The sequence below is a fragment of the Streptomyces niveiscabiei genome (assembly GCF_001419795.1).
In the GTDB taxonomy this organism is placed as follows: Bacteria; Actinomycetota; Actinomycetes; order Streptomycetales; family Streptomycetaceae; genus Streptomyces; species Streptomyces niveiscabiei.
Genome location: NZ_LIRL01000656.1, coordinates 1 through 5,225 on the forward strand (window position 1 = coordinate 1; position 5,225 = coordinate 5,225).

A 5,225-nucleotide genomic window follows, 5' to 3' on the forward strand; every position below is an offset into this window, starting at 1 on the left:
GCCACGCCCTGTACGCCCGGCGGCCCGCCGACCGGTGGCCCTGGGACGTCGGCGCTCTGGGGGGCCGTCTGCGTGGGCTTGGCGCCGTCGTCCCAGGGCCACCGGTCGGCGGGCCGCCGGGCGTACAGGGCGTGGCGGATCTCGTCCTCGTCCTCGCGGCTGAGTGAGGTGTGGAGGACCTCGCCGCCGTACCGGGCGATGCGCGGCAGGGCCTTGTCCGCGGTCGCCTCGCCGATCACCGCGATCACGGCGGCGTGCCCGGGGGCCAGGCGCTCGCCGAGGCTCTTGATGAACCGGGTGCGGTCGTCGTCCTCGGCAGTCGCGCCGGCCACCCCGCCCGCGGCGGCGCCGATGGCCGCGCCGAGCAGCGGCTGCAACAGCAGCAGTCCGACGAAGCCTCCCCAGAACGCGCCGCCGAGAGCGCCGGAGGCATCGAGGCCGCCGCCGCGGTCATCGCGCGGGACGGCGTCGCCGGGGCCACGACGCGACGTATCGCCGCGGAGGCCGGGCTGTCCCTGGCCACGCTGCACTACGTCTTCAAGACCAAGGACGACATCCTCGCGGGGGTGCTGGAGTCGCTCATCGAGCACGCGGACCAGGACAACTCCACGCTCGCCGCGCACCTGGTCACTCCCCTCGGGGCCGCTCCGCCCGCGCTCTCCGAGGTGATCCAGCAACTGGTGCGTACCGCCTGGGGGCTCGTGTCCGGCGATCTGGTCACCCAGCGCGTGGAGTACGAACTCACCCTCTACGCCCTGCGTACGCCCGAGGCGGCCCAGTTGGGGCGCCCTCTGCGCGACTACCACCTCAGCGCCATCGAGCGGATCGTCCACCGGGCGCTGGAGCACACCGGGCAGGTGAGCCGCATTCCGCCCCGCGACCTGGCCCACCTCATGTACTGCACCATCGACGGCGTGCTGCTCGGCCACCTGGTGGAGCCCGACGCCGGGCAGGCGGACCGTACCGTCGCTCATCTCGCCGGCGCCGTACTCAACCTCGTCGAGTCCCCGGCGACCGGCTGAAGACGGCGGCGTCGGCTTGTGCTCAGCGGCGGTCCATCATCGCCTGGATGCCCGCGAGCAGCAGGTCCAGGGCGAAGGCGAAGTCCCTGTTGTGCATCTCGACGATCGTGGACGCGCCCCTCGCCGCCACCAAGTCCTTTGTCTCCTCGGCCATTTCGGCCATGTCCGTGGTCGCGGTGAAGAGGTCGAGGGACTGGCGGTAGTAGGCGTCGGGGGAGAGGCCCGACTCGGCGGTCTGGGCGAAGAAGTGGGCTTCCATCGTGCCGAAGCCGTACACGAACTGGAAGACGGCCGCGATGACGCCGGTGATGTCCTCGGGGGGCAAGTTCGTTCTGCGGACGGCGTGTTGGACGGCTCGGGCGAAGGTCAGAGAGCGGGGGCCGATGTTGAGGAAACGGCCGCCCAAGGGGGACGCCCAGGGGTGGCGGACCAGCAACGTGCGGTACCAGGTGGCGAGTTGGCGTACGTCCGTCTGCCAGTCGGCGGACACCGGGGGGAGGGGGACCTCGCCGTAGACCTCGTCGAGGGCCAGTTCCAGGAGTTCGTCCTTCGTCTCGACGTACCAGTAGACCGACATCGCGGTGACGTTCAGCTCGGTGGCCAGCCGTCGCATGGAGAACTTGTCCAGGCCCTCCGCGTCGAGGAGGCGGACGGTGGCGGAGGTGATGCGGGGGCGGTCCAGGCCGGTGGGCTGGTTCGACTTCCGGCGGCGTTCCTTGTCGGCGAGCCACACGCTTTGCCTGGTCACAGGCCCACCTCCCGATTTGCGCCCATTGCAACACCATAAAGGGGCGCGGGGTCGTCCTGGGAGGTGGGCGTGCGGGCGGAGGTCAACTTCCTTAGGCAGCAGGGGTGTTGAGGGCTCGGTTCACTTGGGCTGGGCGGGCTGCAACGTGAGCTGCTTGATCAGGCTCTGCCGGGAGGGGCGCAGGACCTGGGCAGACGACTCCAGCGGGTACAGGCCGTGGTGGACCGCGCGGGCCACGCCTTCGATCGTGCCTATCCCGTAGTTCCACCCCTCTTGCGCCGGGTGGCCGGCGGGGACCCTGTTGTTCTCGGTGAGGACGACCAGGCCGTAGTCGTAGGCGTCGCCGGTGAACGCGGCCATGCTGTTCACCTTCCAGTCCAGCCTGTCGTAGGGGTCCACATCAGGATTGTTGGAGCGCTGAAGCCAACCGTTCTTGACATGGACGACAGCGTCCTTGGGGGCGCCGGCCGGAGTTCCCCATCGCTGATCCGACTGGACCTGATTCATGAGGGCCAGTGCGTAGGCGCGTGCCTCTTTGGTGAGCACCGGGGCTTCCGCGTCACCGTTGTCCGTGAACACCTTGAGAAGCTGGAGCTGATCCTTCGCCGTGACCTGGCTCAGGCCCCAGAAGCCCTCCTTGTCGAGGACCGTGTCCTTCATCCCCACCCGGTCCAGGAATTCCTGAATCTTCACCGGGTTCGGCGCGGACGGGTTCGTGAGGTCGGAAAGCTTCCGCCAGAGAGCCGTGGCCGAGGCGTTGTCCGAAGCGGTGATCATCTTCCGGGCGAGAGTGTCGTCCTCGCCGGTCAGAGGACCCTTGTTCTGGAACAGCAGCGCGCCCAGAATCGCCGTCTTGATCACGCTTGCCGCGTCTTGCTGCCTATTCTCGTCAAACGTGCAGGAAATCCCGTGTTTGCGATCATAGAGCGCAACCGACGCCGCACTTTCGCGGCCCTGGAGGGCCTTGTCTATGTCCTTCGCTATCTTCTTGGCCAGAACATCCCCGGCCGGCCCGTAGCTATCCGACACACACGAAGCCCCGGCCACCCGACCGTCGTTCGTATCCGCAGATGCGGCCATTGGCAGCGCTACCACGAGGGCGATCACTCCAGCCCCTACCGTTGCATACCTGCGCGCAGTGGACATTTCACTCTTTCCCTCGGAAAATTCCACGCCATTCACCTTCGCGAATGACGGTGCCGCACATTAGCACAGGCCCCAGAAGGGGAATAGAGAGTCAAATGACTCCTTTTGCATTCACGGGCACTTAATACCTTTTGAGAAGTCGGCCCGCCCCTTCGGCCGTACTGCGGTGGCGGCTCCACGCGGTTCCTGGAGGTCCGTCACGGCGGGCACGCATGCGTCGGGGACCACATTCGGTGGATGCGCGTCCCGCCGCTGGGCGGCGAGCTCGCGGCTGCCGAACCGAAAAGGCTCCGGCATCGGGGCTGCCCGCCTCACCTTCAGCGGCCACCGCCTGCGCTTGCGAATTTCAGCGACCTGGCTCTGAAGAAACGAACGAGCCGCGTCCTTCCGCCGCCTCGCCGCACTGCCCCGTCCCGTCGGCTGCCTGGCCCCCCTGCCCGCCACGCCCCGAAGGACCATGGAGAACCCGACCGATGCGCCGGGGCTGCGCCATTGCCGACCGCCAAAATCACCTCGGCCACTCGGCACTTGCCCCTCGACAGCACCCCATCACCCCAGCCGACCAGCAAGGCCGGGCCTCTTGGCACCAGCAGCCCGCCGCAGAAGTACACCGGCCGCACCGACGCACCCGGACTCCGCCAAGACCGACCACCGAAACCGCCTCGGCGGCACCTCATCACCCCCGCCGACCAGCGAGGCCGGGCCTCTTGGTGTCGGCGGCTCGTCGCAGGAGCACGCCGGCTGCCATGCCCCCCGCAGCCACAGCTACCGCACCCACCAACTGCCCTTCCCGTAAGCCCTGTTCGAGGCTCGGTGCGGATGTCAGGACTGCGCCCAGGACTGCGACGCCGAGGCCCATTCCGAATTCCGCCAGCATTCCGTTGATGCCTGCGCCCACTCCCGCCTTGGCCGGGGGTATGGAGCTCATGATGGCGTGGCCCATGGCGGGGCTGGCTGTTGCTGTGCCCACTCCGATCAGGACCAGGCCTAGCAGGGTGCCGGCGTAGCCCCGTTCGCCCAGGACTCCGATGGAGACGAGGCCGGATGCCATGACGAGCATGCCTAGCAGGATCGTCATCGGGCCGCCGAGCTTCAGCGTGATCTTCGCGGCGGCGCCTGTGAAGTTGAGCAGGATGATCACAGCGGCTAGCGGGGCTGTGCGGAAACCGGCCTCCAAGGGGCCGTAGCCGAGGACCAGTTGAAGGTGCTGGGTGAGGAGGAACAGCGCCCCGCCCATCCCGAACATGACCAGGACGGCCCCGGCGACCGCCCCCGTGAACCGGCGGTTGCGGAAGAAGGACATGTCGAGCATGGGGTACGGCACCCGGCTCTCCCACCACGCGAACACCGCGAGCACGACGACGGCGACCACCCCGCTGCCCAGCACCCGCGCCGACGACCACCCATGCTCCGGCCCGGAGATGATCGTGAAGACGAGGGACGACATCCCGACGGTCGAGAGCACGGCACCGAGGAGGTCGGGCCGGTCCCCCTCGGGGTTCTTGGACTCGGGCACGAGCACCAGCACGGCCGCCAACGCCCCTGCGGCGACAGGGAGGTTGATGAGGAAGATCGCGCCCCACCAGAAGTGACCGAGCATGAACCCACCGATCAAGGGCCCCGCCGCGAACCCGAGGGAGTTCACCGCAGCCCAGATCCCGATCGCCCTGGGCTGCTCGTCGGGCGGGAAGATCTGCATCGCGAGGGCGAGGGTCGTGGTGGTGAGGAGGGCACCCCCTACGCCCATCCCGGCGCGCGCGGCGATGAGCTGACCCGTGGACGAGGCGAGGGCAGCGGCGAGGGACCCGGCGCCGAACAGGACGAGGCCGGTCACCAGCATCTTCTTGCGGCCGTACCGGTCCGCCGCGCTGCCCGCCGTGAGGAGCAGGCCCGCCTGGACGAGCGAGTACGCGTTGATCATCCACTGGACGTCCGAGGTGCTCGCGCCCAACTCCCCCTTGAGGGACGGGATCGCGACGTTCAGGACGGTGTTGTCGAGCAGGACGGTGAGCTGCGCGAGGGCGATCACGCCGAGGATGAGCCAGCGCTGGGGGTGACCCGGCGCGGCGGTGGGCGGCGGCTGTGTCAGGTCGGTGGCCATGCTGTACAGCGTAGAAGTTTCCTATACGACGTACAAGGCAAGGGCGGGAAGAGGGCCGGGGCGGGAAAAGGGGCGGGCGGCGACCCCTTGAGGTCACCGCCCGCCCTCAGCGAACCGTCCGTGCCGTGCCCTAGCTGCTCGCCTTCTGCGTGAGGTCGTAGAACGTCGCCGAACCCACCGTCACCTTCTGGAAGTTGGCCTCGACCCA

General features: G+C 68.6%; 5 protein-coding genes. 1 reads left to right on the forward strand and 4 read right to left on the reverse strand.

Annotated features, from left to right (window positions below; translation table 11 throughout):
* Positions 1 to 368, reverse strand: a 368-nt coding sequence (locus AOK24_RS49320) for a DUF1269 domain-containing protein (RefSeq protein WP_240554191.1), incomplete at its 3' end; no start/stop codon positions are given.
* Here AOK24_RS49320 and AOK24_RS29510 point away from each other — a divergent pair.
* A complete protein-coding gene (locus tag AOK24_RS29510; protein WP_055723094.1) occupies positions 255 to 1,022 on the forward strand; it encodes a TetR/AcrR family transcriptional regulator in 768 nt (255 codons plus the stop codon). The two genes, AOK24_RS49320 and AOK24_RS29510, sit on opposite strands and share 114 nt — an antisense overlap.
* Positions 1,023 to 1,044: 22 nt before the next feature.
* Here the strand turns inward: AOK24_RS29510 and AOK24_RS29515 are convergent, their stop codons facing one another.
* The 3 genes from AOK24_RS29515 to AOK24_RS29525 all read right to left on the reverse strand — a co-directional run bounded on the left by AOK24_RS29515 (position 1,045) and on the right by AOK24_RS29525 (position 5,017).
* The gene (locus tag AOK24_RS29515; protein ID WP_240554188.1) at positions 1,045 to 1,770 is read right to left on the reverse strand and encodes a TetR/AcrR family transcriptional regulator; all 726 of its coding nucleotides are present in this window, start codon (positions 1,768 to 1,770) and stop codon (positions 1,045 to 1,047) included.
* A 120-nt stretch (positions 1,771 to 1,890) separates the two neighbouring features.
* A complete protein-coding gene (locus tag AOK24_RS29520; protein WP_240554190.1) occupies positions 1,891 to 2,877 on the reverse strand; it encodes a serine hydrolase in 987 nt (328 codons plus the stop codon).
* A 715-nt stretch (positions 2,878 to 3,592) separates the two neighbouring features.
* Positions 3,593 to 5,017 (reverse strand): MFS transporter, encoded by a 1,425-nt coding sequence (locus AOK24_RS29525; RefSeq protein ID WP_055723096.1) that lies wholly within the window; start codon positions 5,015 to 5,017, stop codon positions 3,593 to 3,595.
* Between the last annotated feature and the right edge of the window lie 208 nt (positions 5,018 to 5,225).

Coding starts and splice junctions, on each gene's coding strand:
- AOK24_RS29525 (WP_055723096.1), bottom strand. CDS start 5,017: ATGGCCACCGACCTGACACAGCCGCCGCCCACCGCCGCGCCGGGTCAC.